Genomic DNA, 26,155 nt, shown 5'->3' with positions numbered 1-26,155 from the left:
TTCTGTCAGCAGGACCGGCGCCATTCCGCGCCCCCGGCGCCGGGGGCGCGTGGCAGATGGTCACTGTTTGGCTACAACCTGCCGCGCGCCAGCCGTGCCACTTTCGCTGGGGCACAGGGGTGCCTACTGTTGCATGGTGATATTCAAAGCTGTGGGCGAGGGCCGCCCTTACCCCGACCATGGTTACAGCACCCCCAAGCAGTGGGCGTCGCTGCCGCCGCGGCCGGTCCGGCTGGATGAACTGGTGACCACCAAGCGCACCCTGGACCTCGAAGCGCTGCTGGCGGAAGACTCAACATTTTTCGGCGACCTGTTCCCGCACGTCGTGCAGTACCGGGGGACCCTTTACCTGGAGGACGGCCTCCACAGGGCGGTGCGGACCGCCCTGCACCAGCGCACCGCGATCCATGCCCGGGTCCTGGTGCTTGATGGCTAGCAAACGGCCAAAGGATCCGAGCGTCCTGCACGGCCACCACGTCGTTACCGGCCCTGAACTGCGGGCCGCCATGGAGGCGGCGAGGGATGCCGACGAAACCGCCCGGGTCCGGCGCCGAGTCCTGCACGGGGTGGTGCTGGTCCTGCTGATCGGCGTGATCGCCGCGGCCATCATCCTTGCCCTGGCCATCATCAACGGCCGGCTGCAGCTGCCCTCCGCGGAGCCCGCCCCGAGCCCGGTGTCATCCTGCCCGCCTTCGATCTACGACTACGTTCCGGCGGACAAGGTCAACCTCAACGTCTACAACTCCACCAGCCGGCCGGGCCTTGCCCGGTCCGTCGCGGACGAATTCCTTGCACGCAAGTTCGTCGTGGGGAACGTGTCGAACATCAACGCCGGCTACCGGGGCGTGGCCGCCGTGGTGTCGGGTGCAGCAGGGCATGCGGCGGCATTCACGGTCCAGCGCCATGTGCCCGGCTCGGACTACTTCCAGGACGGAAGGACCGATGCCAGCGTGGACGTGATCCTGGCACAGGACTACAAGGCACTGACACCGGCGGACCTGGTGGACCAGACCCCCGGCAAGCTCAGTTGCCCGAGGGAAAGCCGGCGTATCGCGGACACGGACAAGCTGCCCGTGATGCCTGCCGCCGCTCCGACCCGCTGACCGCAGCCAGCCGGAAACAGCGGGCCGGACTCAGCGAGCCACCACCGGAAGCTGGGCCACCTTCACCGGGCGCCCGTCGTCGTCGAACCGTGCGCCGGCGCCCAGCTGGATGAACCGGACGGTCCTGGCCACACGCGCTTCCAGCTCAGCCGGCTCATCACTGCCCCGCGCCGCGCTGGACGACAATGTGCCCAGGATCAGCTGGGACTGCTGGCCCACGTCCGCCACCGGCAGGTACCCCTGGTCCATGCCGTCGCGCAGGATGCCCTGCAGCAGGACGCTGAGCTCGCCCACATGGTCGGAGAGCTTGGCAAAGGACGACGGCGACAGCACCGCCCCCATGGCAGGGCCCGGCGGGAGGTGGCGTCGGCTGAGGTCAACCACCTGGGCGCGGACGTACAGGGCCAGCCGTTCTACCGGGTTTGCAATCCGGTCCAGCGATTCGCGCAGTTCGGAGAGGAACTTCTCGGTCTCGTCAAGGGCGTAGGAGATCAGGAGTTCTTCGATATCGGCGTAGTAGTTATAGACAGCCGTGCGGCCCACGCCTGCGTGCCGCGCCACGTCCGTCATGGTCAGCCCCGGAAGGCCGTGAGTGAAGAGAAGCTCGCCAAAAGCGGTGAGGATACGTCGCTGGGTGTCCGCGCGTTGTTCGGCATTGCTCGCCGCTGAAATCCTGGGCATACAGACACTTTACCGCGATGTGTCAGTAAAAAGCGCTAAACGGCGCACCCGTCAGGTCCGCAGGCCTCAGCCTCGGAGGAATTGACCAGGACCAGGGGGTTGGCGTCCTGCCATGCCTGGGTGAGGGCAGCGGTGAACGTCTCAGTGGGCTGGGCGCCGGACAACCCGAATTTGCGGTCGATCACGAAGAACGGGACCCCGCTGATGCCCAGGCCCCGGGCCTCCTCGAAGTCGAACCGGACCTCGTCGGAGTACTTGTCCGTGGTGAACAGTCCCTCCACCTCGCCTGCCGGCAGGCCGAGATCGTTGCCCAGGGACGTCAGGTACTCCCGGCTCCCGATGTCCTTGCCGTGCTCGAAGTGGTCGCTGAGGAGGCGTTCCTTGGCAGCGTCCTGGCTGCCGTGGGCTGCCGCAAGGTGGATCAGGCGGTGGGCGGTGAAGCTGTTGGCCACCACCACCTGGTCGAACCGGTAGTCAAGGCCCTCGCCCTTTGCCTGCTGGGCCACATGTTCGAACATCTGCGACACCTGCTGGGCGGGCATGCCCTTCCGGCTGCTCAGGTATTCCAGTTCGGTTCCGTCATAATGCTCCGGCAGTGTGGGATCCAGCTGGTAGCTGCGCCACACCACGTCCACAGCAGCGCGGTGGGGGAACGCAGCAAGCGCAGCCTCAAACCGGCGCTTGCCGATGAAACACCACGGGCAGGCAACATCTGACCAGATCTCAATCTTCATGCCTTGCACAACCCGGCTGCCGTTGCCGCCATTCCGGCGCGTGCCGTGAGATGGGGCACATTCAGCCCTTGTGGCCGGGGCGATCCTGGGCAATAGTCGGAGTTAGGTGAAGCAGACGCCCTACAAAAATAAAACACCGCGGGACCTCCATGTCCCGCGACGGAATATGCCTGGCGGCTGGGGAGCGCGGGCCTCGTTTCCCTGGAGGCCAAGTATGCGAATTGGACTTATTGCCGGACCCTGGATTCCCATTCCTCCGCTGACATACGGCGGCATCGAAAGGGTTGTGGATACCTTGGCGCGGGGCTTTGCGGCCGCCGGGCACGACGTACTGCTCGCGGCTCCCACCGAAAGCACCTGTCCCGTTCCGCTGCTGCCGGGCATGCGGCCGGCGGTCCGGGATGAGCTTGGCTCGACGATGTCCGAACTCAGCCATGTGATCCGGGCCTACCAGGGGCTGCAGGACGTGGATATCATTCACGACCATACGCTTGCGGGCCCGCTCTACGCACACCGGCCCGCCAAGGTACCGGTGGTCACCACCATCCACGGTCCTCTCCACAAGGAGGCGGAAGACCTCTACCGTTCCATGGCCCGGGATGTGGCAATTGTTGCAATCTCCCGGGACCAGGCCTCTCACGCCCCGGAAGTCCCCGTCACCCAGGTAATCCACCACGGCATGGACGTTTCCGCGGTCCCGGTAGGCAGTGGCCGTGGCGGGTACCTCTGCTTCGTTGGGCGCGCCTCCCACGACAAAGGGCTGCTTGAAGCAATCACCCTCGCCCGGGACGTGGGCATGCACTTGAAGATCGCCGTCAAGGTGCGGGAACCGGACGAGATCCGCTACTTCCGCGAGGTCATCGAACCGATGCTGGGCCCCAACGAGGATTTTGTGGGGGAAGTGGACGACGCCACCAAATACCGCATGATGGGCGAAGCCACGGCCTTCCTGAACCCCATCCAGTGGTCCGAGCCGTTTGGGCTGGTGATGATCGAGGCGTTGGCCACCGGAACTCCCGTGATCGGCACAAGGATCGGCTCAGCCCCTGAGATCGTGGAACACGGCCGCACGGGCTTCCTTGGAAAGACCGGGGAACTGCAGTGCTTCGTTGAGGCAGCCGCCGGGCTCAGCAGGGAGCGCTGCCGGGCATCAGTGGAGGACCGGTTCAGTGCCCACCGGATGGTGGCGCAGCACCTCAGGCTCTTCGATGACCTGCTGGCGGGGAGATTGCCGGGAGGGGTTCCGGTTACCCCGCCGGTGCACCAGAATCGTTAAGGGGACGGGCGGGCGTTGGGCTCCCCGGCAGCATCCAGCCTGAGAAGGGAGTCCTTCCATGACCGCCTGGAACGAAGACAATGAGGCCTCCGGCTCCGATGTTGGTGCCGTCACCGTACTGGAAGGCTCTTCGTTTTGCATCTCGGCCGGTACCGGCGACATCAGCGCCGACGGCAGCACAAACGGCGCGTTCTACCAGGACACCCGGATCGTCTCGGGCTGGGTGCTGCGGATCAACGGCTCGCGGCGCGAACCGCTGTCAGCCCAGAAGGCCCAGCCGTTCGAAGCAACCTTCGTGGGCCGTGCAACGTGGCCCGGAGGCCGGTTCGACAGTCCGCTGGTGGTCCGCCAGGTCCGCCACATCGGACCGGGCCTGCAGGACGACATCATCTTGGAGAATTACGCGGCGGAACCCGTTGAATGCGCCATCGAGCTGCTGGTGGACGCGGACCAGGCCGACCTCTTCGAAGTGAAAGGCGGCCGCACAACAGGCCCCGATGACACCACCCGCGCCGTAGTGGATGGAAAGCTCATCATCGAAGCATCCCGGCACGGCCAGCAGCGGGGCTCCGCCATCGGGGCCAAGGATGCGGAGGTGGGCACGGATGGGCTCCGGTTCAACGTCACCGTTCCGGCCCGCGGCAAATGGAGCACCAGCGTCATCGTGGTGCCGCTGGTCAATGGGGAAGCCCCGGAAAAGCCCTTCACCGAAGGCCAGCTCCCGCACCACCGTGAGGGCGTGCAGCGCCACTTGGCGTGGGAGGAGAACGTTCCGCGGATCAGCATCGAGGACACCAGCTTCCAGAATGTGCTCAACCGCAGCCAAAGCGACCTTGGTGCACTACGGATCTTCGATGCCCGCCATCCCAACCGCGCCGCGGTCGCGGCGGGGGCTCCCTGGTTCATGGCGCTGTTCGGTCGGGACTCGCTGCTGACGTCCTACATGAGCATGATGGTCAACCCCAATCTCGCCCTGGGCACGCTGCAGACCCTGGCCGGGATCCAAGGGAAGAAAGTGGACGTGGATTCCGAGGAGGAACCCGGACGCATCCCGCACGAGGTCCGGCTGGGCGTTACTGCCGGCCTGTCGCTGGGCGGCACGGCGTATTATGGCACGGCGGATGCCACACCGCTTTTCGTCGCAACCCTGGGCGAGCTGAGCCGGTGGGGGCTTTCCCGGGATGCGATCCAGCCACTGCTGGCCCACGCCGACCGCGCCCTGGAATGGATCGAAAAATACGGCGACCGCGACGGCGACGGCTTCGTGGAGTACCTCCGGCCCAATGACCACGGCTTGGTCAACCAGGGCTGGAAGGACTCCTGGGATGGCATCAACTTCGCGGACGGGACCATCGCTGAAGCCCCCATCGCGCTCTGCGAGGTCCAGGCCTACGTCTATGCGGCCTACCTGGGCAGGTCGCTGCTGGCCCACTGGACAGGGGATCCTGACCTGGAAAAGCACTGGGCCGACAAGGCTGCAGCCTTCAAGGAGGAGTTCAACAGGAAGTTCTGGCTGCCGGAGAAGGGCTACTTTGCGGTGGCACTTGATAAGGACAAACGGCATGTCGACGCGCTGACATCCAACATCGGCCACTGCCTGTGGACGGGCATCGTGGACGAGGACAAAGCCGTGTCCGTCATGGAAAACCTGATGTCCCCGCAGATGTTCACGGGCTGGGGCATCCGCACGCTGGCCTCCGACATGGGCGCCTACAATCCCGTCAGCTACCACAACGGCTCTGTGTGGCCGCACGACACCGCGCTGGTGGCCACTGGGCTGATGCGCTACGGGTTCGTGGACGAGGCCAAACGGGTGGCACTGGGCATCCTCGACGCTGCCCGGCATTTTGATAGCCGGCTGCCGGAATTGTTCTGCGGGTTCGACCGCGGCGAGTTTCCGGGCCCTGTTCCGTATCCCACCGCATGCTCACCCCAGGCGTGGGCGGCCGCGGCGCCCGTGCAGCTCGCCAGGATCCTGCTGCGCTTCGACCCCGTCTTCACCCGCAGGGTGGTGCACCTGGCGCCGATCCTGCCGGAGTCAGTGGGAACCTTCCGGGCCGAAAATGTCCTGTTGGATACCAGCCGGGTCACCATCACCGCCACGGGAACAACGGGCGCCATCGACGGACTCCCGCCGGGGCTGAAGCTCCTGACGGAGCCCCGCCCGCCACTGGCCTACCCACCGGACGGAGCCCCCGCCAACTCCCGCGTCCCGGGCATCCAGCAGGCCAGCAGCTGAAGCGTTCAGGGCAGGGCGCGTTCCAGCACGAAGTCGTGCTCCACGGTGCTGCCCAGCCGGAACGATTTGGTGCCCACCTTCCGGAAGCCGGATTTCTCGTAGAAGCGGATGGCGCGGGCGTTCTGGCTGTTCACGCCCAGCCACGCCCCGGCGCCCCCGGTGGCAGCCGCGGCCTGGAGGCTGGCGTGCATCAGTTCAGCAGCCGCGCCCAGGCCGTGGTATTCGGGGTGGACGTAGCACTTGCTGATCTCCACGGAGGGCAGCAGTGCGAGTGCGGAGGCTACGTCCGGGTCCGCGGCCGGCCTGTCCACCAGGAGGCTGTAGCCGGTGAGCCGCCTGTCGGCGTCGATGACCAGGATGGTGACATCCGGGTCCTCGAGGTAGCCCGTGAAGTGTTCCTCGCTGAGCGTGTTGGCCAAGTGGGCGGCAATGTCGGCAGGTGAGGACGACGGCGGGCAGGCCAGCGGAAAGGTGACGGCCGCCAGGTCGGCGAGCGGGCCGGCGTCGTCCGCTGTTGCCCTGCGGATGATGTGGGTCATGTGGTGTCCCTCCACGTCAGGGGGTGATGGTTCGGACGGGGGAGCCGGCAAGCCAGGCGGTGATGTCCTCGAGGGCGCCGCCATAGAACTGCCGGTAGCTTTCCTGGGTGACGTAGCCCAGGTGGGGCGAAAGCACAGTGTTCGGCGCGGCGAGGAGCGGGTGCCCGGCCTGCAGGGGTTCCTGGTCGAAGACGTCCAGGGCGGCGCCGCGGATCCACCCCTCGTTCAATGCCCTGATGAGCGCGTCCTGGTCTACCAGGGGTCCGCGGGCGGTGTTGACCAGGAGGCCTTCGGGGCCCAGCAGCTTCAGCTCGGCCTCGCCCACGATGTTCTCCGACCGCGGGGAGAGCCGCAGGTGGAGCGTTGCGACGTCGGCCACCGTGAAGAGTTCCTCCTTTGACACCAGCCGGGTGCCGGCTTCCGCTGCGGAGTCCGCAGTGAGGTTCTGGCTCCAGGCCACCACATCCATGCCGAACGCCTGCCCGTAGGCCGCAATCCGCCGGCCGATCTTGCCCAGGCCCACGATGCCCAGGGTCTTCCCGGCAAGTTCGACGCCTACCGTTGACTGCCAGGCACCTGCCCGCAGCGAGCTTTCCTCGGTGGGAAGGTGCCGGGCAATGGCCAGCAGGAGGGCCCAGGTGAGTTCCGGCGCTGCCGTAGGTGAGCCGGGCGTGCCGCAGACCGTCACCCCGTGTTCGGCGGCGGCTGCCACGTCGATCGCGGCGTTCGCCATTCCGGTAGTGACCAGCAGTTCCAGCGCCGGCAGCTCCTCGAAGACTTCCCGGGGGAACGCGGTCCGCTCGCGCATGGCGATCACCATGGTGGTGTCCGCCAATGCCGAAACCAAGGCATGCCGCGACGTGAAAGGTTCACGGTAGGTGGTCACGGTGACACCCGACGCCTCCAAAGCCGCGAAGTCGGCGAAGCCGTGGGCCACGTCCTGGTAGTCATCGAGGATGGCAAGGCGGTGCGTCATCGGGAGTCCTTCGCAGTGTCCTACGTCCTGGGTCACGCTTATCGTATGGCAGGGGCCGGTCCATAGGGTGCGTGAAGCCCCGGCAGCGCAGGAGCGTGATAGCAATGGGAGTGATGAATCCACGCCTATTCCCGATTTTGTCCCTGTGAGCGGCCCCGCCCTGTCCCGCATCCCGAGAAGCTGGGTCCTGCTGGCCTGCATCGGCCTGCTGGCCCTGAACCTCCGCGGCGCCATCGTTTCCGTGGCACCCCTGGTGGACCTCATGCAGGCGGAACTGCACTTTTCGCCGGTCATGCTGGGGCTGCTGACCAGCATCCCGGTGCTGTGCTTTTCGCTCGCCGCTCCGCTGGCGTCCCTGGCGGCGCGGAAGTTCGGTGCGGAGTTCGCGGTGACGCTGACCATCGTGGGGGTGCTGGCCGGCGTGCTGCTCCGTTCCGCGGGAGGGCCGGCGCTGGTGGTGGCCGGCACGGTGGTCATCGGCGTGGCCATTACGGTGGGCAACATTGCGGTTCCTTTGATCATCCGCCGGGATTTTGCGCCGCGGCGGCAGGGGACCGCGATGGGGATCTATACCGCAGCCCTGAACATCGGATCCTTCCTCACCTCGGTGGCCATGGCCCCGCTGGCGGCCGTGACCGGGTGGCGGCTGGCCCTAGCCGCGGTGGCTGTGTTGGCCGTGGCCGCGGTGGTGGTGTGGGTGTTGGCCGTGGGTCCCCGCACCGCGTTCATGGTCTCGGCCGAAGACGGCGTGGACGCGCCGCGGGCCCCCGTGAGCCGTTCCGGATGGATCACGGTGGGGCTCACCGCGGGCTTCGGGGGCCAGGCCTTCTCCTACTACGGCGTCACGGCATGGCTGCCCAGCTACCTGCACGACGAACTGGGCATGAATGCCGCGCAGGCCGGCGCCGCGTCCTCGATCTTCCAGATCCTGGCCATCGTGGGCGGCCTCGGCGTGCCTTTTGCGGCCAAGTACATGAGTGCGACGGCGGTGGCGGTCACCCTTAGTGCCCTGTGGCTTGCCGTTCCGGTGGGGCTGCTTTTCCTGCCACAACTGTGGTGGCTGTGGTCCACCTCCGGCGGCATCGCACAGGGCGGCGGCATCACGCTGATCTTCATTGCCGTCATCAAGCTGGCCCGGGACCAGGCCGCTGCGGGCCGGATGTCCGCCACCGTCCAGGGGCTGGGCTACTGCCTCGCAGCCGTGGCCCCGCCGCTGCTGGGATTTGTCCACGACAGCTCTGGATCCTGGACGCCGGCCCTGCTGGTCATCCTGGGTTCGGTACTGGCCTTCTTCGTCGGAACCACGCTCTCCGTGCGGAAGGTGCCGAAGGGCCGCTGAGGCGATCCGCCGCCGTCGGACGTTCCGTCGCCCCCGACGCCCGCTCACTTCTTGCACTAAACGGTGAAACGCCCGCTCACTTCTTGCACCAAATGGCGGAACGCCCGGTCACTTTCTTTGGGAAAGTGATCGGGCGTTTCGGGTTTTCCTGCAGTAAGTGAGCGGGGGTGTGAGGGGTGTTCCGTTGCCGGGCCGGCGCCCCGGATTTCGGGGGGCCTGTTGCGAAGGGCGTGCCGGCCCGGCAAACGGAGGTTTGGTTACGCGGCGGCGAGTTCCTCGACGGTGGCCTTTTCGCGGGCTTCGGTCAGGTAGCGGGCGTAGGCGGGGAGGGTGAGGAAGGAAGGGAACTCACGGGCGAGGGTGACTTCCTCGAAGATGTCGCGGGCGTCCTCGAAGCGGTCGCCGTCGAAGCGCTCCAGCCGGGCGAATTCCTCGTCCAGGAGTTCTTCCACCCACTCGTGGCTGACGATCTCGCCCTGGTCGGTGATGGCCCGGGCGTAGATCCACTGCCACAGCTGGGAGCGGGAGATCTCCGCGGTGGCGGCGTCCTCCATGAGGTTGTGGATGGCCACCGCGCCGTTGCCGCGAAGCCAGGATTCGATGTAGCGGATGCCCACTTCGATGTTGTTCCGGATGCCCTGCTCGGTGATGGTGCCGGTGGTCGCGGCAACGTCGATCAGGGCACGGTCGTCCGGCGTGACGTCTTCGCGGAGCCGGTCCAGCTGGTTCGGCTTGGTGCCCAGGACGCCGTCGAACACCTCGCGGCACACGGGGACCAGGTCCGGGTGTGCCACCCAGGAGCCGTCGAAGCCGTCGTTGGCCTCGCGGGTCTTGTCTGCGCGGACCTTTTCGAGGGCGTTGGCGTTGGCTTCGGGGTCCTTGCGGTTGGGCACGGCTGCCGCCATGCCGCCGATGGCCATGGCGCCGCGCTTGTGGCAGGCCCGGACCAGCTGTTCGGTGTAGGCGCGCATGAACGGCTGGGTCATGGTCACTTGGCCGCGGTCCGGGAGGACGAAGCGGGGGCCGCGGGTGCGGAAGTTCTTGATCAGGGAGAAGATGTAGTCCCAGCGGCCGGCGTTCAGGCCTGCCGCGTGGTCGCGGAGTTCGTAGAGGATCTCCTCCATTTCGAACGCTGCGGTAATGGTTTCGATCAGCACCGTGGCGCGGATGGTGCCCTGGGGGATGCCGAGCAGGTCCTGCGCCAGGATGAAGATGTCGTTCCACAGCCGGGCTTCGAGGTGGTTCTCGATCTTGGGCAGGTAGAAGTACGGGCCCTTGCCCTGGGCGAGGAGGCGGCGGGCGTTGTGGAAGAAGAACAGGCCGAAGTCCACGATGCCGCCGGCGATGGGCTGGCCGTCGATGAGCATGTGCTTTTCCGGCAGGTGCCAGCCGCGGGGGCGGACCACGATGGTGGGCAGGTCGCCGGCCGGGCGGAGTTTGTACTCCTTGCCTTCTTCGGTGGTGAAGTCGATCCGGCGTTCCAGGGCGTCGGTGAGGTTCAGCTGGCCCTTGATGACGTTCCGCCACGTGGGGGTGGAGGAGTCCTCCATGTCCGCCAGCCATACCTTGGCACCGGAGTTCAGGGCGTTGATGGTCATTTTCTTGTCCACCGGGCCCGTGATTTCCACGCGGCGGTCCTCCAGGCCCGGGGCCGGGGGAGCGACCCGCCAGGACGGATCATTCCGGATGTGCTCGGTTTCCCGCAGGAACCGCGGGTCCGCTCCGGCGGCGATGTCAGCCCGCCGGGTGCGTCGCGCCTGGAGCAGTTCCTGCCGCCGCTCCGCAGTGGCCCGGTGCAGCTTCGCGATGAACGACAGGGCGTCCGGCGTCAGCACCTCGTCCTGCCGGCAGATGGGCTGGGCGGTCATGGTGATGCCATTGATGGTGAAGCTATCGGTGAAGCTGTTCATCTCAGTCTCCTTAAAGACGAAAGGGAAGTTCGACGGCGGGTAGCGGCAGGGCGGCGACTGAGGCACGAGGCCGAGGAGCCGGTGTCGCGGCAGCCTGCGTAAAGGGGCCCCGTGCCCGCCCCCGACCGAGTTCTACGAGGTCATGGGGCGGGCGTGGGGAATAGCAGGCAGAGCGACGTCGGTCCGAAGGCCGGAGGCGACACCCGCCGTCGTAAGTTGCTAGTGGAACTGGCCCTCTTCGGTGGATCCCACGAGGGCGAGGGTCGACGCGTTCGGGTTGAGCGCCGTGGAGATGGTGTCGAAGTAGCCGGTGCCGACTTCGCGCTGGTGCTTGGTTGCGGTGTAGCCGCGGGATTCGGAGGCGAATTCCTTTTCCTGGAGTTCGACGTAGGCGCTCATGCCTTCACGGGCGTAGCCGTGGGCGAGGTCGAACATCGAGTAGTTCAGGGCGTGGAAGCCGGCCAGGGTGATGAACTGGAAGGTGAAGCCCATGGCGCCGAGTTCGCGCTGGAACTTGGCGATGGTGGCGTCGTCCAGGTGCTTGCGCCAGTTGAAGGACGGCGAGCAGTTGTAGGAGAGCATCTGGTCCGGGAATTCGGCCTTGACGGACTCCGCGAACTTGCGGGCCAGTTCCAGGTCCGGGGTTCCCGTTTCCATCCAGATGAGGTCGGAGTAGGGGGCGTAGGCCTTGGCGCGGGCGATGCAGGGTTCGATGCCGTTGCGGACCTTGTAGAAGCCCTCGGCGGTGCGCTCGCCGGTGATGAATTCCTGGTCGCGCTCGTCGACGTCGGAGGTGATCAGGGTGGCGGCCTCGGCGTCGGTGCGGGCAATGACGACCGTGGGGGTGCCTGCGACATCTGCCGCCAGGCGGGCGGCGTTCAGGGTGCGGACGTGCTGCTGGGTGGGGATCAGGACCTTGCCGCCGAGGTGGCCGCACTTCTTCTCCGAGGCGAGCTGGTCTTCCCAGTGAACACCTGCTGCGCCGGCCTGGATCATGGATTTCATGAGTTCGTAGGCGTTCAGCGGACCGCCGAAGCCGGCTTCGGCGTCGGCAACGATCGGGACCAGCCAGTCCTCGACCGTCTGGATCCCCTCGGAGAACTCGATCTGGTCTGCGCGGAGCAGGGCGTTGTTGATGCGGCGGACCACGGTGGGAACGGAGTTGGCCGGGTAGAGCGACTGGTCCGGGTAGGTGTGGCCGGAGTTGTTGGCGTCGGCCGCGACCTGCCAGCCGGAAAGGTAGATGGCGCGCAGGCCTGCCTTGACCTGCTGCACGGCCTGGTTGCCGGTGAGGGCGCCCAGGGCGTTGGTGTAGCCGCCGGTCTTGTGCTCCTCGGTGAGCTGCTTCCACAGCTTTTCCGAGCCGCGGCGGGCCAGCGTCTGCTCTTCGGTGACGCGGCCGCGGAGGCGGACGACGTCGGAGGCTGAGTAGTCCCGGGTCACACCTTCCCAGCGGGGGTTGGCGGCCCACTCGAGCTCCAGGGCGGCGGCCTGTTCTTCGGGCGTCTGCTGGGTGGGCTCAAATGCTGCAGTCATCGTTGATCTCCTTGATTGAGCTCCGGATGGAGTAGGTGGGAACCGCTTCGTTGAGGTTCCCACCGGCTTATCCGGTGCGGTGTTTCTTTCCGTGACAACTACTTTTCAGCACTTTCAACCCCCTTTCTAGATGGAAAGTCTGGAAAGAAATGCACTTCTTCACGTATTCTTCATAAATGTCGCCTTCAAGCTGGAACAGGGACGTTTCCCAGCCGCCGTCAGCCGCCGCAGCGGAACTTGACGTCATTGCGCTGGGCCGCCGCGTCCGCCATCTCCGCAAACAAGCCGGGCTCACGCTCGATGACCTGGGTGCCGCCGTCGGGACCGCTCCCAGCCAGCTGAGCCTGGTCGAGAACGGCAAGCGGGAGCCCAAGCTGACGCTGCTCCAGCACTTGGCAGCGGCGCTGAATGTCAGCATCGACCAGCTGCTCGGGGCCGAGCCGCCCAGCCGCCGCGCCGCCCTGGAAATCGAGCTGGAGCGCTACCAGCGCGGGCCGCTGTACGAGTCGCTGGACCTGCCCAAAATCCGCATCAGTTCGCGGCTTCCGCTGGATGTGCTGGAGGCCCAGGTGGGACTGCTGCACGAGCTGGAACGGAAGATGAACGAGCAGGTGGCCACCCCGGAGGAAGCCCGCCGCGCCAACGGCGAACTGCGGGCCATGATGCGGGAGCGCGGCAACTATTTCCCTGAGTACGAGGCAGAGGCGCAGAAGGTCCTCAAGGAGGTGGGTTACACCGCAGGTCCGCTGAGCCAGCACGTCATCGCGGACATCGCCGAGCATCTCGGTTTCACCCTGCATCACGTGGGGGATTTGCCGCATTCCACCCGTTCCGTGACGGATTTGAAGAACCGCAAAATTTACCTGACGCAGAGCCAGCGGCAGGACCACGACCCGCGCTCGGTGCTGCTGCAGGCCCTGGGCCACTATGTCCTGGGCCATGAAACGCCTAAGAACTACGGTGACTTCCTGGCCCAGCGGGTAGCCACCAACTACTTCGCCGCCGCCCTGCTCCTGCCCGAGCAGGCAACCGTCGAATTTCTGCAAAAAGCCAAAGCAGCGAAGGAAATCGCCGTCGAGGACATCCGGGACGCGTTCGCCGTGTCCTATGAGACCGCCGCGCACCGGTTTACCAACCTGGCCACCAAGCACCTCGGCATTACGACGCATTTCCAGAAGACCCACCAGAGCGGCATCATCTACAAGGCGTACGAGAACGACGGCGTGAACTTCCCGCAGGACCACACCGGCGCCATCGAGGGCCAGCCGTCGTGCAAGGCCTGGACGTCGCGGGCGGTGTTCGACGTCCCGGACAAGTTCAGCGCCTACAGCCAGTACACTGACACGCCGTCCGGCACGTACTGGTGCACGGCCCGCACCGAGCGGTCCGCCAGCGGGGAGTTTTCCCTGAGTATCGGGGTGCCGTACCAGCACGTGAAGTGGTTCCGCGGGCGGGAAACCACGGCCAGGGCGACGTCCAACTGCCCGGATCCGAACTGCTGCAAACGGCCGCCCGCCGAACTGGCCAACCAGTGGGCCGGGAACGCGTGGCCCTCGGCGCGGGCCCACTCGCACCTGCTGGCAGCCATGCCCCCAGGCGCCTTCCCTGGAGTGGACGAAACCGAGGTGTACAGCTTCCTGCAGGCCCACTCCGGGAGCTGAACAACGCCCCATCACTTTCTGCGGGTTTCTTCCTGACGCCCCATCAGCTCCTGCCGGTTTCTTCCTGACGCCCCATCAGCTCCTGCCGGTTTCCTTCTGACGCCCCATCACTTTCTGGGCGGAAGTGATGGGGCGTTTTGGTTTGTGGGGCAGGAGGTGATGGGGCGTTTTGGTTTGTGGGGCAGGAGGTGATGGGGCGTTTGGGTCAGCCGTGCAGCGCCCGGTACGCGTCCGCGGCGGCGGGGTGCAGGGGGATCCCGGCGGTGTTGATGAGGCTTTCCGCGCTAAGGAACTGCACGCCCAGGGTGGATTGGGGAATGAGTTCGCCGGCGTTGTGCACCAGCAACTGGACTGTGCGCTCCACGGTGGCGCTGTCCAGGTCCCGCCGGCAGAGCAGCAGGTTGGGAGCCCCCACTGTCCACACCGCGGGTACTCCTGGATAGCTGCCCTCCGGAATCAGGACCCGGTCGTACATTCCGCCGTACCTCCGGCGCAGCTCCGGCAGCAGCGCGGACAAGTCCAGCAGTTCCAGCGCCACCTCCTGCTGCGCGGCGGCGATGGCGGCGGTGGGCACGCCACCGGACCAGAACAGCGCATCCACGGTCCCCGCCTTGAGCGCCGCGATGCCGTCGTTCAGGCCAAGATGTTCGACGCCGGCAGTCCCCGCAGAGGGCTGCGCGGCATCCGTTGAGGTGCCCAGCCCCGCTGCTTCGAGCAACCGGGGAGTGGTAAGGGAAGTCCCCGATCCGGGTTGCCCCACGGCCACCCGCCGCCCTGCCAGCCCGGAAATGTCCCGGATGCCACTGTCCTTCCGGACCACGCAGTGGACGTAGTTCTCATAAACCTTGCCGATCGCAGCGATCCCTGCCGCCTCCCCGCCGGACTGGTCCCCGGCGGCATCGGCCAGGGCCACGGCAAAGGCGGCACGCCCAGCCCGCAACTCGGCGATGTTGTCCAGGCTTCCGCCGGTTGCCACGGCCCGGGCGTGGCCGGCTACGCCATGGCGCTCAAGCGCTGCGGCCAGCAGCGTCGAGAACTCCAGGTAGAAGCCGCCGGGCTCACCGCCCGCCACCACCAGGTCCTCCGGGCGGTCGCCCCCGGTGCAGGCGCTGAGGCCGGGCGGCAGGCAGGCCGCGAGTCCGACGGCGACGACTGACGTGAGCACGGACCGCCGCGGCACTTGCGGCAATGGACCGCCCGGGGCTACGGGATCACGCACGGGCACCACCCCGGCTGGAACCCGGGAGCGCATGGCCGGCAGGATGGGCGGGGAACTCGATGCGCGCGGACAACCCATGGGGGACGGCATCGGCCAGCACCAGGCGCGCGCCGTTGGCAGCGGCAAGCTCTCCCACAATGGTCATGCCCAGCCCAGTGCCCGGAACCGACGCATGCTGAGGCGACCGCCAGAACCTGGTGGCTGCCGAGGCGCGCTCAGCGGCGGTAAGCCCTGGACCGTCGTCGGTAATTTCCACCGCCACCATGCCCGGTTCCGGCCGGACCGCCGCCGTGATGGTGGCACCCCGGGCGTACTTGATGGCGTTGTTGAGGAGCTCGGCCGCCATCTGGGCCAGCTCCGCCGGGTGGCAGGAAACCAGTGCCGGCGGCTGCGGGGCCGGAGCAAGGACCAGCCGGCAGCCTGCCTGTTCCGCCAACGGGGCTGCCCGTTCGATTTCGCCCTGGAGCACAGGGAACGGGTCCATCGGGTCCGGCGCGGGAAGCTCTTCGAGGCTGCCGGCAGCCCGCAGGTAACCTTCGGACGCCCGGTGCTCAGCTGCGGCGAGTTTCAACACTCCGTCCAGGATCTCTTCCACCCGGTCCAGCTCCGCCACGGCACGTTCGGCCGCGTCGTGTTCGCGGGCCGTTTTCAACTCGAGCTGCAGCAGGTCCAGCCGCAGCCGGAGTGCCCCCACCGGGTTGCGCAGCTGGTGCGAGGTGTCCGCAATCAGCTGGCGCTGGGCTGCCATGCTGGCACTGACAGTCCGCGCCATCGCTGTGAAGGACCGGCTCAGTTCCCGCAGCTCCGGGGGCCCGTCCTCAGGGAGGCTCCCGGTGCGCCCGGTCCGCTCCAGCTCGTGCAGGGCCGAATCCAGGCGCAGGACCGGACGCAGGACCCAGCCGGTGACCCGCGCAGCCCCCACCAGGAGCACGGCCGCCAGGGCAAGCGCGGCAACCCCCACTCCCAGCCAGCGTTCGCGGAGTTTTTGCCGTGCAGCGTCGGCATGGACGTCCAGCAGCACGGCGCCCAGGACCTGGCTGGCGCTGCCGAACGGCCGGAAGATGAGCTGCGAACCGGAGCCAAGGGGTTCCAGTGGTTCAAGGGTGGTGTTGCTGACGTTCAGCCGGGCCAGGGACAAGGCGTTCTGCACGTCGGGCCGTCCGGCATCCAAACCACCGGAGGCCAGGGTCTGCTCCTGGACGCGCACCACGATCCCCTCGCCGTACAACCCGGAATACGTGTCCATCTCCCGCTGCAGCCGCGCCGTGTCGCCATCGCCCGCGGCGTCAAAGGCCACCTGGGCCAACCGGTTCAGGGAGGCGGCCCGGTTGATCTGGAGCTCCTGGGTCAGTTCACGTGACGCGGATGTGAGGATGGTGCTTGAGATCAGGAAGACCACCACCAGGCAGAGTACGCTGAGGACGCCCAGCACCCGCAGCCTCATCCGGAAGCCGCCTCCACCCGGTAGCCCACTCCGCGGACGTTGATGATGAAGCCCGGTTTCTGCAGTTTTGCCCGCAGCCCGGTGAGGTGGACGTCCAGGGACCGGGAGGAGGCCAGGAACGCGTCACCCCACAGTGCGTCCAGGATCTGTTCGCGGGTAACCACAGAGCCGGCGTGGCGTGCCAGCAGGGCGAGGAGTTCGAACTCGGTGGCGGTCAGGGCCAGCGGCAGCCCCGCTTTTGTAGCGGTGTGCCGCTTCAGGTCGATCGCCAGGTCGTCCAGCACAATGGTGTCTTCCTGCTGGACGCCAACGGCCCGCGCCGCCCGCCGCGTCACCGCTTCGATCCGGGCCAGCAGTTCCACCAGCTTGACCGGTTTGACCAGGTAGTCGTCCGCCCCGGAACGGAGCCCGAGCACCACGCTGCGTTCGTCGTCCCGCGCGGTGAGGATCAGGATGGGGACGTCGGTGACCTGCCGGAGCTTGCGCAGCACCTCCAGCCCGTCCATGTCCGGCAGTCCCAGGTCGAGGAGGATCACCTGGAAGTTCCGGTGGGAGAGCAGCGCGTCAGCGCCGCGCGCGAGCCGCCGGGGGTGGTGGCCGGCGCTTTCGACGGCGGCGGTCAGGGCACCTGCCATGGCGTCGTCGTCCTCGACGATCAGCACGTCCATTGCCATCTTCCTTGCCGTTGCTGCGGTGCCTGGATCATCCCCCGCCTTTGGAGACTACCGCCTGAAGAACGGATTTGCCCGACGGCGGCAGGCCGGCAAGGCGGGGAGAGGCCGTCAGCGGATACCTAAGGAAGTGTTAGGAATTGCCCCTCCGCGTTGGTTGTGCGGTGGATCACCCATACCGTGGATGAGGCCCTCCGGCGTTGGAGGACGCACGTCACCACAAGGAGGAACTCACCGATGAGCACCCAGCAAACCGCGCCCCGATCGGAGGCCGCCCAGACCCGGCGGGCCGTGGGCAACATCCTGAAAGGTTCCGCCGGCAACCTTGTGGAGTGGTACGACCTCTACGTCTACACCGTCTTTGCCGCCTACTTCCAGGCCCACTTCTTCAACTCCAAGGATGAGCTCCAGGCCGGCCTCGAAGCGATGGCCGTCTTTTCGACGTCGTTCCTGATGCGTCCCATCGGCGCCTGGTTCTTCGGCCGGTACGCGGACCGCAAGGGCCGCAAGGCGGCGCTGACGCTCAGCGTCACCATGATGTCCGCAGGCTCCTTTGCCATCGCCGTGCTGCCCACCCAGGACGTCATCGGGCTGTGGGCCATGATCCTGCTGGTGCTGGTCCGCGTGATCCAGGGCTTCTCCGTGGGCGGCGAGTACGGCACCAGCGCCACCTACATGTCCGAGGCCGCCACCAGCAAGCGCCGCGGCTTCTTCTCCAGCTTCCAGTACGTCACCCTGATTGGCGGCCAAATGCTGGCCCTGCTGGTCCTGGTGATCCTGCAGAACGCCATGCCCAAGGGCGACCTGGGCGAGTGGGGCTGGCGAATCCCGTTCGCGATTGGCGGCGTGGCTGCCCTCGTGGTCCTGTGGCTCCGCCGCTCCATGGAGGAGACCGTTTCCGCCGAGCAGATCGAGGCCGCCAAGACTCCCGTGGTTGCCGGACAGGCCCAGCCGGGCACCATGAAGCTGCTGTTCACGAGCTACTGGAAGCCGCTGCTGGTCTGCATCGGCATCACCCTTGGCGGCACCGTGGCGTTCTACACCTACACCAACTTCATCCTGAAGTTCATGAACGATACCTCCGGCATCGCCAAGACCGACACCTCCGTGATCAACTTCTGGGCCCTGTTCATCTTCATGCTGCTCCAGCCCGTCTACGGCATCATCTCGGACAAGGTGGGCCGCAAGCCGCTGCTGCTCTGGTTCGGCATCACCGGCGTGCTGTTCACCTGGCCGCTGCTCTCCACCCTGGCCGGCACCAAGGACCCGTTCACCGCGTTCCTGCTGATGATGGGTGGCCTGCTGATCGTCGGCGGCTACACCTCGATCAACGCCCTGGTGAAGGCCGAACTGTTCCCCGCCTCCATCCGTGCGCTCGGCGTGGGCCTGGGCTACGCGATCGCCAACTCGCTCTTCGGCGGCACCGTGCCGCTGATCGGCGCCGCGTTCCAGAAGGGCTCGCGTGAGGACCTGTTCTTCACCTACGTGACCATCACCATCGCGATCTCGCTGGTGGTATACATCTTCGCCCTGAAGAACAAGAAGGCCACGCACCTTGATGACGAACAGGGCCATGCATGGGCATCCAACGCGGCCGACGGCGAAGAGCGGGTGGGTGCCGGACGGTAGCCTTTAGCGGCACCCAGGGGCCAGCTCCCCAAGGAGGCGTACGACGGCGGCTGCCGGGCCGCCGTCGTACGCCTCCTTTTGCATGCCACGCCCAGGTGTGCCCGGGGTGGGCGGACTATATTGGGCGAGTGTCAACACCACCACAATCGCGGGAGTCTGCACCATGGCCAAGGAACTTGCCACCCAGCTCATCGAACAACTCCAGGCTGCCGGCGTGCAGCGGATCTACGGGATTGTGGGTGACAGCCTCAACCCGATCGTGGACGCCGTCCGCCAAACGGGTGGCGCCGCGAAGGGCGGCATCGACTGGATCCATGTCCGCCATGAGGAAGCCGCTGCCTTTGCCGCCGCTGCCGAAGCCCAGCTCACCGGCAGGCTGGCGGTCTGTGCTGGATCCTGCGGCCCCGGAAACCTGCACCTGATCAACGGGCTCTACGACGCCAACCGCTCCGGGGCGCCCGTGCTGGCCATCGCCTCCCACATCCCCAGCAAGCAGATCGGCAGCAGCTTTTTCCAGGAAACCCACCCGGACAGGCTGTTCAACGAGTGCTCGGTGTACTCGGAGCTGGTCAGCACCGCTGAGCAGGCGCCCCGGGTGATGCACAGCGCCATCCAGCACGCGCTGGGGCTTGGGGGAGTCGCCGTCGTGACCCTGCCTGGCGACATTGCAGGACTGGAAGCCGCAGGCCCCACGCCGCTCCCGGCCACCTTCCGGCCGGCCAGCCTGGTCCCGGACCCGGCCAGCGTCCAGGCCCTCGCGGACGCCATCAACGACGCCGGCAAGGTGGCCATTTTCGCCGGCGCCGGCGTGGAGGGGGCGCACAGCGAGCTGATGGCGCTCGCCGAACTGGCCAAGGCGCCGGTGGGCCACTCCCTGCGCGGCAAGGACTTCGTCCAGTACGACAACCCGTTCGATATCGGCATGACCGGGTTGCTGGGCTACGGAGCCGCCGCGGAGGGCATCGAGGACGCCGACCTGCTGGTCCTCCTGGGCACCGACTTTCCCTATGACCAGTTCCTGCCGGACACCCGCACCGCGCAGGTGGACCGGGTGGCCCACCGGCTGGGCCGCCGGACCGACGTCGACATTGCCGTCCACGGCGACGTGCTGCCCACCCTGCGCGCTCTGCTGCCACTGGTGACGGCGAAGAAGAGCCGCCGGTTCCTGGACCAGATGCTGAAGAAGCATGACCGGCTAATGAACAAGGCCGTGGGCGCGTACACCCGGAAGGTGGAGAAGAAGCAGCCCATCCACCCGGAGTACGCGGCGTCGCTGCTGGACCAGGTGGCCGCCGAGGACGCCATCTTCACAGCGGACACCGGCATGTGCAACGTCTGGACCGCGCGGTACATCAACCCGCTGGGCACCCGCCGGCTGATCGGGTCCTTCCTGCACGGCTCCATGGCCAACGCCCTGCCGCACGCCATCGGCGCCCAGTTGGCCTACCCCGGCCGCCAGGTCATCTCCGTCTCCGGCGACGGCGGGCTGTCCATGCTGCTGGGCGAGCTCATCACCGCGGCCGCCTACAAGCTGCCGGTGAACGTGGTGGTGTTTAACAACTCCACCCTGGGCATGGTCAAGCTGGAGATGCTGGTGGACGGGCTGCCCGACTTCGGCGTGGACGTGCCGGACGCCAACTACGCGGCCGTGGCCAAAGCCCTGGGCTTCCATGCCGTCCGGGTGACCGATCCTGCGCAGATCGAGGCGGCGTACCGGGAGGCGTTCGCGCACCCCGGCCCGTCACTGGTGGAGCTCATCACCGATCCCAAGGCGCTGTCCATCCCGCCGAAGATCTCCGGCTCGCAGGTGCTGGGATTCGCCACGGCCATGTCCAAGGTGGTGCTGAACCGGGGAGCGGGCGAGGCCGTGAGCATGGCGCGCAGCAACCTGCGCAACATCCCGCGGCGCTAGCTGTACTGCCGAGTTCGCCGGAAACTGCCGGGTTCGCCGCAAAATCCCGGCGGTCTCGAGGGTTTCCGGCGAACCCGCGGGGAGATCGGTTCTACCGGGCGCCGCCCTGCCAGAGGGCGTCGAACGGGGCACCGGAGGCAACGCGGTTGCGGATGCCGGCGGTAACAAAATCCTTGGCGGTCCGGGCAGCATCCAACGGCGTGGCACCCTTTGCGAGCTCGGCGGTTACTGCGGCGGCCAACGAGCAGCCCGCACCGGAAACTGCCACCTCGCCCACCTTGGGAGCACTCAGGACTTCGAGCGTCTCACCGTCGTAGAAGACGTCGACGGCGTCCGGGCCTTCCAGGCGAACCCCGCCCTTGGCTTCCGCGCAGCCACGGGTTCCGGCGCAGGCGCGTCATGGATTGTGACGAGGCCGGACACGGCTGCCCGCCCCAGCGCTGCGCAGAACCCCGTCCACAGGATCGTGCCCCACATTGCGGACCAGTGGCTGCCGGTGATGACCATGAGCGTGAGCACCCCCGTAACCAGCCCTGCCACGCCGACGGCCACGGCGTGGAGCAGCTGGTTGCGGACGGGCCGCATGCAGATCCCGGCAACCAGCGCCAGGGGCATTCCCAGGATTAGCGCGGAGAGCGTTCCGTAGAGGTAGCCGGGGAAACCCAGGGGGAACCCGAAGGCCAGGACCGTGAGGCCCGCGCCGGGAAGGAACGAGCCTGGGCCGAAGGTGACGCGGAGCGGGTGGCTCATTCCCGGCCCTTGGCGATCTGCAGCAGTGCCCGGCCCAGCTCCGGCTGGCTGTAGACGAAGCCCGCGTCGAGGAGTTTCTGCGGCTGGACCCACCTGCTTTTGAGCACCAGCTCGGTTTCGGTGCGGATCAGGACGGCCCCTGCACGGAGGAGCCATGCAGGGGTGGGGAGCCCGAAGGGGGCGCCGTAGGCCCGCCGCACCAGGCGCATCATTTCCCGGTTGCTCACCACGTCCGGCGACGCCACATTAACGGGTCCGGTGACGTCGGTCCGAGCATGCAGTAAGCGGATGCTGCGGTACAGGTCTTCCACGTGGATCCAGCTGAATTTCTGCCCGCCGTCGCCCATGTGGCCGCCCAGGCCCAGCCGCGCCAGGTTGGCGAACGGCGCCAGCGCGCCGCCGCCGCGGCCCAGCACGATGGCGATCCGCAGCGGGATCTTCCGGGTGGCCGGCGTGGTGGCCGACGCGAGGGCGGCCTCCCACGCTTTGGCCACGTCCACGGAGAACCCGGAGCCAAGCTCGCCGTCGGTTTCAGGCTGGGGGTGGTCCCTGGCATCCCGGTAGATGGTGCCGGTGCTGGCATTGAGCCAGGTCGACGGCGGCTCCGGGCATTGTGCGATGGCCCGCCCCAGGGCCTGGGTGGTGGCCACGCGCGAGTCCATGATGAGCGCCTTGTTCCGCCGGTTGTAGCGGCAGGAGACGGACCGTCCGGCGAGGTTCACCACCAGCCCGGCGCCGTTGAGCACCCGGACCATGACGGCGTCGTCATCCCATCCGGCCGCGGCGCTGCCCGTTCCCTTGCGTCCAACGGTGCGCACGGTCCATCCGTCTTCCTGGAAGCGCCGGCGAAGGTATGTGCCGATGAAGCCGGAAGCCCCCGCCACCACAACGGTCTTTGTGCAGTCCATGTTTCCCCCAATGTTTCTTCCCTAATCGCGGATGCTGCGGCTCAGGTCCAGGACGTCGTCCAGCACCTTGCTGACTCCCGGGATGCGGGCCAGTGCGAGACCGCGGGCAATGAGTGGGGCCGCACCGTCCACCAGCCTCCTGGTCCGCCGCTGGCCCTCCGAGGTGTCATAGACCCAGAAGAGGGTGATGCCCATGTAGCAAAGCCACAGCAGCTCCGGCAGGTCGGTCCGCAGCTTCTTCGGTACGGCAGGCCTGGCCCCGTCCACGGTGCGCCTGAAGATGTCCAGGGATGCCTCGCGCGCGGGCGTGGACCGTGCTGAGAAGGGGTTCACCGGTGATGTTGGCCGGATTGCCGTGGCAACGAAGTCCGCGCCGAACCGGTGGTAAGGGGCCATGACGTCAAGGCCGGCATGCAGCGTGGCCTTCAGGCGCTCAGCCAGGGAAGCGGTCCCGTCCAACGCTTGTGAGGCCCGCGCCGCATGTTCTGCCTGCACCTGGATGTACAGCTCGTGGACCAGGTCATCCTTGGACGCGAAGTAGTAATAGGCGTTGCCGACGGAGACGCCTGCCCCGGCGGCGATGGCGCGCATGGTGGTCTTCTCGAACCCGATATCACGGAACATGCGCAGCGCGGTGTCCGCCACCAGCTGCCTGGTCTGTTCGCTCTTCGCTGCCACGGCATCCCCATTCTTGAACATGTTCAAAAACAGTGTGCCACAGTAGTTGAACATGTTCAAAAACTGTGTCCGTGCTAATCAGCCCTTCTCCTTGGAGAGCTTTGCCGCCGCAGTGCGAGAATGGCACGAGTGCTAATACAACCGGCCGCCCAGTACGGCAGGCCGGCCAACCACTCCTGAACGGATCCCTCAATGTCCTCCGCCCCCGGCCACAGTGCCGTGCCCCAAACCGTCCAACCCACTGCCGCAGGTCCTGCCGCCAGATTCGCGGACATCGGATCGCCCTACTTCGGGATCATGCTGGCAGCCATGGCAGTGGTGCTGATCCTGTCCAACATTGGAGCGTCCAAGGGGGTGGCATTCGGCCCCATCGTCACCGACGGCGGCTTCTTCCTCTTCCCGCTGGCTTACATCCTCGGCGACGTGATCAGTGAGGTCTACGGATTCAAGGTGGCCCGCAAAGCCATTTTCACCACATTTGCGCTGTCCGTCTTCGCTTCCCTCTGCTACTGGGTTGTCATTGCGCTGCCCGGGTTCGACGACGAGTACGGTGCCGCCAAGCAGTCCGCCCTGGAGGGGTCACTCGGCCCCGTGCCACAAATCGTCCTGGCCTCCCTGCTGGCATTCCTGGCAGGGCAGACCATCAATTCCTGGATCCTGGTCCGGATGAAGGCCCGCACCGGGGAGAGGTCCCTATGGGCGCGGCTCATGGGATCCTCGGGCGCCGGGGAGTTTGTGGACACGCTGATCTTCTGCAGCATCGCCGCACCCGTCATCGGCATCGCCGACCCCGGCAGCTTCGTGAACTACGTGCTGGTGGGTTTCGTGTACAAGACCGTGGTGGAGTTCCTCTTCGTCCCCGTAACCTCGCTGGCCATCAACTGGGTCAAGCGTCGCGAGCCCAGTTACGGCGCCGCCGGCCACGCCGCGGAAGTGGTGACAAACGCCGCATAGCTGCCGCCCGGCGTCGTACGTTGCAACTGCTGATCGCGTGGGATCGCCGGAAAGCTGCCGGATCGCCGGAAATTACCGGCGACCCGGCACCATTACGGCGATTTCGCGCTCCGGCCGGGTGGCTAGGGCCGGAGCGCCGCAAGGACACGGGCCTTGAACTCGTGTTCGCGGAAGAGGTCGGCCCATTTCACGCGCACAAAGGTCCAGCCGTCCTCGGTGAGGGCGTTCTCCCGCTGCCGTTCCTGAAACAGCACCTCGGCCGTTGGCTTGTAGTCGAAGTACTTCGTTTTCCCGTCGAATTCGAGGGCAACCTTCTTTTCCTTCCAGGCGAAATCCAGCCGATACCGCCCGGCACGCGTCGCCACCGCGACCTGGGGCTCCGGCAGGGGAAGTTTCAGCCGCAGCAGGAGTTCGCGCGTGAGTGTCTCACCCGCGGACTCCGACCGCGGATCTGCGTGGGCGAGCGCCAGCCGGAGGGTCCGGATTCCGCGGCGTCCCTGCAGGCCGTCAGCCATTCTCTCCATGAGGGCCTTGTCCGCACCTAGCCGGAGGGCGTGGTCCATCAATACCAGTGACTGCCGGTAAGCCAGCATCATGGCGCAATCCACTACCGTCCGCTCCAGCGAGGTCACCCGGAGGTTGCCGAGGGTCACCACTTCCGGCCCGGTCCAGGGACGGGTGTGGCCACGGACATCCTTGCCGAGCCGCTCGCTGGAGGGGTTTCCCGGCAGTAAAAGGTGGATCAGGTCATCAACATCCCAAACATACAAATGGTGCAGCCGGGCGGCGGAGGTGTGGCTGTACACATAGCCGCCGGCTGAAGTGGTCAGCGTCCCGTGGGCATGGGCGTGGATCAGCTGCCTGCTGCGGACTGGCCCCGATTGCTTCTCCCACAGCTCGGCGCGGATGTAGCAGCCATGGCGGAGGCGGACCAGCTTCCCGTGGAGGGCCAGGGCCTTGATGGCCCGGGAATTGAGGCCGTGCCCGTGCAACTGTTCCGTCCGCCACAGGTTGCCGGTGCCTGGAAGAGCGGGAAGGCGTACTGTCTGCTTCGGTGTCATTCCGACAGGGTCCCGCCGCTGCGGCACCATCGGAAGGCGCCGCCGTCGTCATGTGGAAAACGTCCCGCGTCCCCAGCTCGCCGGAAAGGTGCCGGATCGACGGAACGTTCCGGCGGGCCGGCAGCTTTCCGGCGGATTCGACGGCGGCCGGCCGGCTTAGGCCTTCAGCGTCCCGTCCAGCAGGGCGCGCAGTTCCTGGAAGTGCCGCTCCGTGGCTTCTGGGTGGAATGCCGAGGTGTCCGCCATGGAGTAGCCGTGCGGTGCCCCGGCGTAGATCTCGTTGGATGCCTGCAGTCCCGCGGCGTGGAGCGCTTCGCCCAGGCGGGCGACGGCGTCGGGGGCCATGCTCCGGTCGTGGTCCGCGTGGCCGAAGACGAACCGCGCCCGCGCGTTGCCAAGCCCCAGGTGCGGGCTGTCCGGATCCTCCGTTGCCAGGCCGCCGCCGTGGAAGCCGCCGCACGCTGCCACCACTTCGGGGTGCGCGGTGGCGGTCCGGAGCGCGAGCCGGGCGCCCATGCAGTAGCCGGTGGTCCCGATGGGGCCCGGCGCCACGTCGTCGAGGGCTGCCAGCGCGGAAACCCAGGCATCGATGTCCGGCAGGGCCTTGTCCGGGGTCAGCCTGCCCACCCGCGGGAAGGCAGCCTTGCCGGCGGCTTCCCGGCCCTCCTGGGTGGACATGTCACCCCCGGGGGCAAGCTCGGCGACTGTTCCTTCACGGTAGAAAACGTTGGGCGCCAGCACCACGTAGCCCCAGTCGGCAATGCGCTGGGCCATCTCCTGGATGCGCGGGCGCAGGCCGAACGCGTCCATGTAGAAGATGACTCCCGGGAACGGGCCGTTTCCGGCGGAAGGGCGGGCAACGATGGCTTCGGCACGGCCTGCAGGGGCCTGGATCTCGATGAGCATCTGGTCAGGATAGCGGAGGCGCCCGGGAG

The 26,155-nt window shown here is 67.0% G+C and carries 23 protein-coding genes and 1 pseudogene; 9 read left to right on the top strand and 15 right to left on the bottom strand.

From position 1 onward, the window contains the following. The first annotated feature begins 136 nt into the window (after window positions 1-136). Window positions 137-436 (top strand): type II toxin-antitoxin system VapB family antitoxin, encoded by a 300-nt coding sequence (locus PV772_RS06935; protein ID WP_210411385.1) that lies wholly within the window; start codon window positions 137-139, stop codon window positions 434-436. Next, window positions 429-1,103, top strand: a complete 675-nt coding sequence (locus PV772_RS06930; RefSeq protein ID WP_141158218.1) for a LytR C-terminal domain-containing protein — start codon at window positions 429-431, stop codon at window positions 1,101-1,103. Before PV772_RS06935 ends, PV772_RS06930 begins: the two co-directional genes overlap by 8 nt. Window positions 1,104-1,133: 30 nt before the next feature. Here the strand turns inward: PV772_RS06930 and PV772_RS06925 are convergent, their stop codons facing one another. Both PV772_RS06925 and PV772_RS06920 read right to left on the bottom strand, forming a co-directional pair. Next, entirely contained in the window at window positions 1,134-1,784 is a 651-nt protein-coding gene (locus PV772_RS06925) for a TetR/AcrR family transcriptional regulator (protein WP_141158217.1), read from the bottom strand. A gap of 35 nt (window positions 1,785-1,819) precedes the next feature. Then, window positions 1,820-2,518, bottom strand: coding sequence for a DsbA family oxidoreductase (locus tag PV772_RS06920; protein ID WP_347885737.1), 699 nt, complete (start codon window positions 2,516-2,518; stop codon window positions 1,820-1,822). Window positions 2,519-2,732: 214 nt separating this feature from the next. Here PV772_RS06920 and PV772_RS06915 point away from each other — a divergent pair, with 214 nt between their 5' ends. Both PV772_RS06915 and PV772_RS06910 read left to right on the top strand, forming a co-directional pair. Continuing rightward, a complete protein-coding gene (locus tag PV772_RS06915) occupies window positions 2,733-3,794 on the top strand; it encodes a glycosyltransferase family 4 protein (RefSeq protein ID WP_347885736.1) in 1,062 nt (353 codons plus the stop codon). A 58-nt stretch (window positions 3,795-3,852) separates the two neighbouring features. Beyond that, a complete protein-coding gene (locus PV772_RS06910; RefSeq protein WP_347885735.1) occupies window positions 3,853-6,033 on the top strand; it encodes a glycogen debranching N-terminal domain-containing protein in 2,181 nt (726 codons plus the stop codon). A gap of 5 nt (window positions 6,034-6,038) precedes the next feature. On the opposite strand, the gene PV772_RS06905 is transcribed toward PV772_RS06910, so the two are convergent. Both PV772_RS06905 and PV772_RS06900 read right to left on the bottom strand, forming a co-directional pair. Beyond that, a complete protein-coding gene (locus tag PV772_RS06905) occupies window positions 6,039-6,572 on the bottom strand; it encodes a GNAT family N-acetyltransferase (RefSeq protein WP_141158213.1) in 534 nt (177 codons plus the stop codon). Between the two features lie 16 nt (window positions 6,573-6,588). After that, window positions 6,589-7,548, bottom strand: coding sequence for a D-2-hydroxyacid dehydrogenase family protein (locus tag PV772_RS06900; protein WP_347885734.1), 960 nt, complete (start codon window positions 7,546-7,548; stop codon window positions 6,589-6,591). 145 nt (window positions 7,549-7,693) lie between these two features. Here PV772_RS06900 and PV772_RS06895 point away from each other — a divergent pair, with 145 nt between their 5' ends. Then, window positions 7,694-8,887, top strand: a complete 1,194-nt coding sequence (locus PV772_RS06895; protein WP_347885733.1) for an MFS transporter — start codon at window positions 7,694-7,696, stop codon at window positions 8,885-8,887. A 257-nt stretch (window positions 8,888-9,144) separates the two neighbouring features. On the opposite strand, the gene aceB is transcribed toward PV772_RS06895, so the two are convergent. Continuing rightward, window positions 9,145-10,797, bottom strand: coding sequence for a malate synthase A (gene aceB / locus PV772_RS06890; protein ID WP_347885732.1), 1,653 nt, complete (start codon window positions 10,795-10,797; stop codon window positions 9,145-9,147). Window positions 10,798-11,016: 219 nt separating this feature from the next. Continuing rightward, entirely contained in the window at window positions 11,017-12,333 is a 1,317-nt protein-coding gene (gene aceA / locus PV772_RS06885; protein WP_141158209.1) for an isocitrate lyase, read from the bottom strand. A 176-nt stretch (window positions 12,334-12,509) separates the two neighbouring features. On the opposite strand from aceA, the gene PV772_RS06880 reads away from it, so the two are divergent. Continuing rightward, window positions 12,510-13,994: a helix-turn-helix domain-containing protein gene (locus PV772_RS06880; protein ID WP_347885731.1), complete on the top strand. Its 1,485-nt coding sequence runs from the start codon at window positions 12,510-12,512 to the stop codon at window positions 13,992-13,994. A 205-nt stretch (window positions 13,995-14,199) separates the two neighbouring features. Here the strand turns inward: PV772_RS06880 and PV772_RS06875 are convergent, their stop codons facing one another. The 3 genes from PV772_RS06875 to PV772_RS06865 are packed head-to-tail and all read right to left on the bottom strand — an operon-like array spanning window position 14,200 to window position 17,325. Then, on the bottom strand, window positions 14,200-15,222 hold the full coding sequence (locus tag PV772_RS06875) for a TAXI family TRAP transporter solute-binding subunit (RefSeq protein WP_347885800.1): 1,023 nt from the start codon (window positions 15,220-15,222) through the stop codon (window positions 14,200-14,202). After that, window positions 15,206-16,657, bottom strand: coding sequence for a HAMP domain-containing sensor histidine kinase (locus PV772_RS06870; RefSeq protein WP_347885730.1), 1,452 nt, complete (start codon window positions 16,655-16,657; stop codon window positions 15,206-15,208). The genes PV772_RS06875 and PV772_RS06870 overlap by 17 nt, the downstream gene beginning before the upstream one ends. Further along, window positions 16,654-17,325, bottom strand: a complete 672-nt coding sequence (locus PV772_RS06865; RefSeq protein WP_347885729.1) for a response regulator transcription factor — start codon at window positions 17,323-17,325, stop codon at window positions 16,654-16,656. The genes PV772_RS06870 and PV772_RS06865 overlap by 4 nt, the downstream gene beginning before the upstream one ends. 240 nt (window positions 17,326-17,565) lie before the next feature. On the opposite strand from PV772_RS06865, the gene PV772_RS06860 reads away from it, so the two are divergent. Then, complete coding sequence (locus PV772_RS06860) at window positions 17,566-18,957, top strand: MFS transporter (RefSeq protein WP_347885728.1); 1,392 nt, start codon at window positions 17,566-17,568, stop codon at window positions 18,955-18,957. Window positions 18,958-19,120: 163 nt separating this feature from the next. Then, complete coding sequence (locus PV772_RS06855; protein WP_109045894.1) at window positions 19,121-20,869, top strand: pyruvate dehydrogenase; 1,749 nt, start codon at window positions 19,121-19,123, stop codon at window positions 20,867-20,869. A gap of 91 nt (window positions 20,870-20,960) precedes the next feature. Here the strand turns inward: PV772_RS06855 and PV772_RS06850 are convergent. The 4 genes and pseudogenes from PV772_RS06850 to PV772_RS06835 all read right to left on the bottom strand — a co-directional run. Continuing rightward, window positions 20,961-21,233, bottom strand: a pseudogene (locus tag PV772_RS06850) (bifunctional hydroxymethylpyrimidine kinase/phosphomethylpyrimidine kinase); the annotation flags it as partial. Continuing rightward, window positions 21,158-21,619 carry a hypothetical protein gene (locus PV772_RS06845; RefSeq protein ID WP_347885727.1) on the bottom strand — a complete coding sequence of 154 codons (462 nt, stop codon included), beginning with the start codon at window positions 21,617-21,619 and terminating at the stop codon, window positions 21,158-21,160. The pseudogene PV772_RS06850 and the gene PV772_RS06845, both read right to left, overlap by 76 nt. Then, the gene (locus tag PV772_RS06840; protein ID WP_347885726.1) at window positions 21,616-22,527 is read right to left on the bottom strand and encodes a TIGR01777 family oxidoreductase; all 912 of its coding nucleotides are present in this window, start codon (window positions 22,525-22,527) and stop codon (window positions 21,616-21,618) included. The genes PV772_RS06845 and PV772_RS06840 overlap by 4 nt, the downstream gene beginning before the upstream one ends. 21 nt (window positions 22,528-22,548) lie before the next feature. Beyond that, window positions 22,549-23,205 (bottom strand): TetR family transcriptional regulator, encoded by a 657-nt coding sequence (locus tag PV772_RS06835; protein ID WP_347885799.1) that lies wholly within the window; start codon window positions 23,203-23,205, stop codon window positions 22,549-22,551. A gap of 192 nt (window positions 23,206-23,397) precedes the next feature. Here PV772_RS06835 and PV772_RS06830 point away from each other — a divergent pair, with 192 nt between their 5' ends. Further along, complete coding sequence (locus PV772_RS06830; RefSeq protein ID WP_347885725.1) at window positions 23,398-24,159, top strand: queuosine precursor transporter; 762 nt, start codon at window positions 23,398-23,400, stop codon at window positions 24,157-24,159. A 122-nt stretch (window positions 24,160-24,281) separates the two neighbouring features. Here PV772_RS06830 and PV772_RS06825 read toward each other — a convergent pair whose 3' ends face one another. Both PV772_RS06825 and PV772_RS06820 read right to left on the bottom strand, forming a co-directional pair. Further along, window positions 24,282-25,220: a type IV toxin-antitoxin system AbiEi family antitoxin domain-containing protein gene (locus PV772_RS06825; protein ID WP_141158195.1), complete on the bottom strand. Its 939-nt coding sequence runs from the start codon at window positions 25,218-25,220 to the stop codon at window positions 24,282-24,284. A gap of 156 nt (window positions 25,221-25,376) precedes the next feature. Then, a complete protein-coding gene (locus PV772_RS06820) occupies window positions 25,377-26,126 on the bottom strand; it encodes a dienelactone hydrolase family protein (RefSeq protein ID WP_347885724.1) in 750 nt (249 codons plus the stop codon). Window positions 26,127-26,155: the final 29 nt, after the last annotated feature.

The sequence above is a fragment of the Pseudarthrobacter sp. CC12 genome (genome assembly GCF_039907755.1).
Taxonomy (GTDB): domain Bacteria; phylum Actinomycetota; class Actinomycetes; order Actinomycetales; family Micrococcaceae; genus Arthrobacter; species Arthrobacter niigatensis.
This window is presented reverse-complemented; position numbering and strand designations above follow the sequence as displayed.

Excerpts from the sequence above, each read along its gene's own strand:
- PV772_RS06930 (WP_141158218.1), top strand. The coding sequence starts at position 429 with ATGGCTAGCAAACGGCCAAAGGATCCGAGCGTCCTGCACGGCCACCAC.
- PV772_RS06925 (WP_141158217.1), bottom strand. The coding sequence starts at position 1,784 with ATGCCCAGGATTTCAGCGGCGAGCAATGCCGAACAACGCGCGGACACC.
- PV772_RS06920 (WP_347885737.1), bottom strand. The coding sequence starts at position 2,518 with ATGAAGATTGAGATCTGGTCAGATGTTGCCTGCCCGTGGTGTTTCATC.
- PV772_RS06915 (WP_347885736.1), top strand. The coding sequence starts at position 2,733 with ATGCGAATTGGACTTATTGCCGGACCCTGGATTCCCATTCCTCCGCTG.
- PV772_RS06910 (WP_347885735.1), top strand. The coding sequence starts at position 3,853 with ATGACCGCCTGGAACGAAGACAATGAGGCCTCCGGCTCCGATGTTGGT.
- PV772_RS06905 (WP_141158213.1), bottom strand. The coding sequence starts at position 6,572 with ATGACCCACATCATCCGCAGGGCAACAGCGGACGACGCCGGCCCGCTC.
- PV772_RS06900 (WP_347885734.1), bottom strand. The coding sequence starts at position 7,548 with ATGACGCACCGCCTTGCCATCCTCGATGACTACCAGGACGTGGCCCAC.
- aceB (WP_347885732.1), bottom strand. The coding sequence starts at position 10,797 with ATGAACAGCTTCACCGATAGCTTCACCATCAATGGCATCACCATGACC.
- aceA (WP_141158209.1), bottom strand. The coding sequence starts at position 12,333 with ATGACTGCAGCATTTGAGCCCACCCAGCAGACGCCCGAAGAACAGGCC.
- PV772_RS06880 (WP_347885731.1), top strand. The coding sequence starts at position 12,510 with ATGTCGCCTTCAAGCTGGAACAGGGACGTTTCCCAGCCGCCGTCAGCC.
- PV772_RS06870 (WP_347885730.1), bottom strand. The coding sequence starts at position 16,657 with ATGAGGCTGCGGGTGCTGGGCGTCCTCAGCGTACTCTGCCTGGTGGTG.
- PV772_RS06865 (WP_347885729.1), bottom strand. The coding sequence starts at position 17,325 with ATGGACGTGCTGATCGTCGAGGACGACGACGCCATGGCAGGTGCCCTG.
- PV772_RS06860 (WP_347885728.1), top strand. The coding sequence starts at position 17,566 with ATGAGCACCCAGCAAACCGCGCCCCGATCGGAGGCCGCCCAGACCCGG.
- PV772_RS06855 (WP_109045894.1), top strand. The coding sequence starts at position 19,121 with ATGGCCAAGGAACTTGCCACCCAGCTCATCGAACAACTCCAGGCTGCC.
- PV772_RS06845 (WP_347885727.1), bottom strand. The coding sequence starts at position 21,619 with ATGAGCCACCCGCTCCGCGTCACCTTCGGCCCAGGCTCGTTCCTTCCC.
- PV772_RS06840 (WP_347885726.1), bottom strand. The coding sequence starts at position 22,527 with ATGGACTGCACAAAGACCGTTGTGGTGGCGGGGGCTTCCGGCTTCATC.
- PV772_RS06830 (WP_347885725.1), top strand. The coding sequence starts at position 23,398 with ATGTCCTCCGCCCCCGGCCACAGTGCCGTGCCCCAAACCGTCCAACCC.
- PV772_RS06825 (WP_141158195.1), bottom strand. The coding sequence starts at position 25,220 with ATGACACCGAAGCAGACAGTACGCCTTCCCGCTCTTCCAGGCACCGGC.
- PV772_RS06820 (WP_347885724.1), bottom strand. The coding sequence starts at position 26,126 with ATGCTCATCGAGATCCAGGCCCCTGCAGGCCGTGCCGAAGCCATCGTT.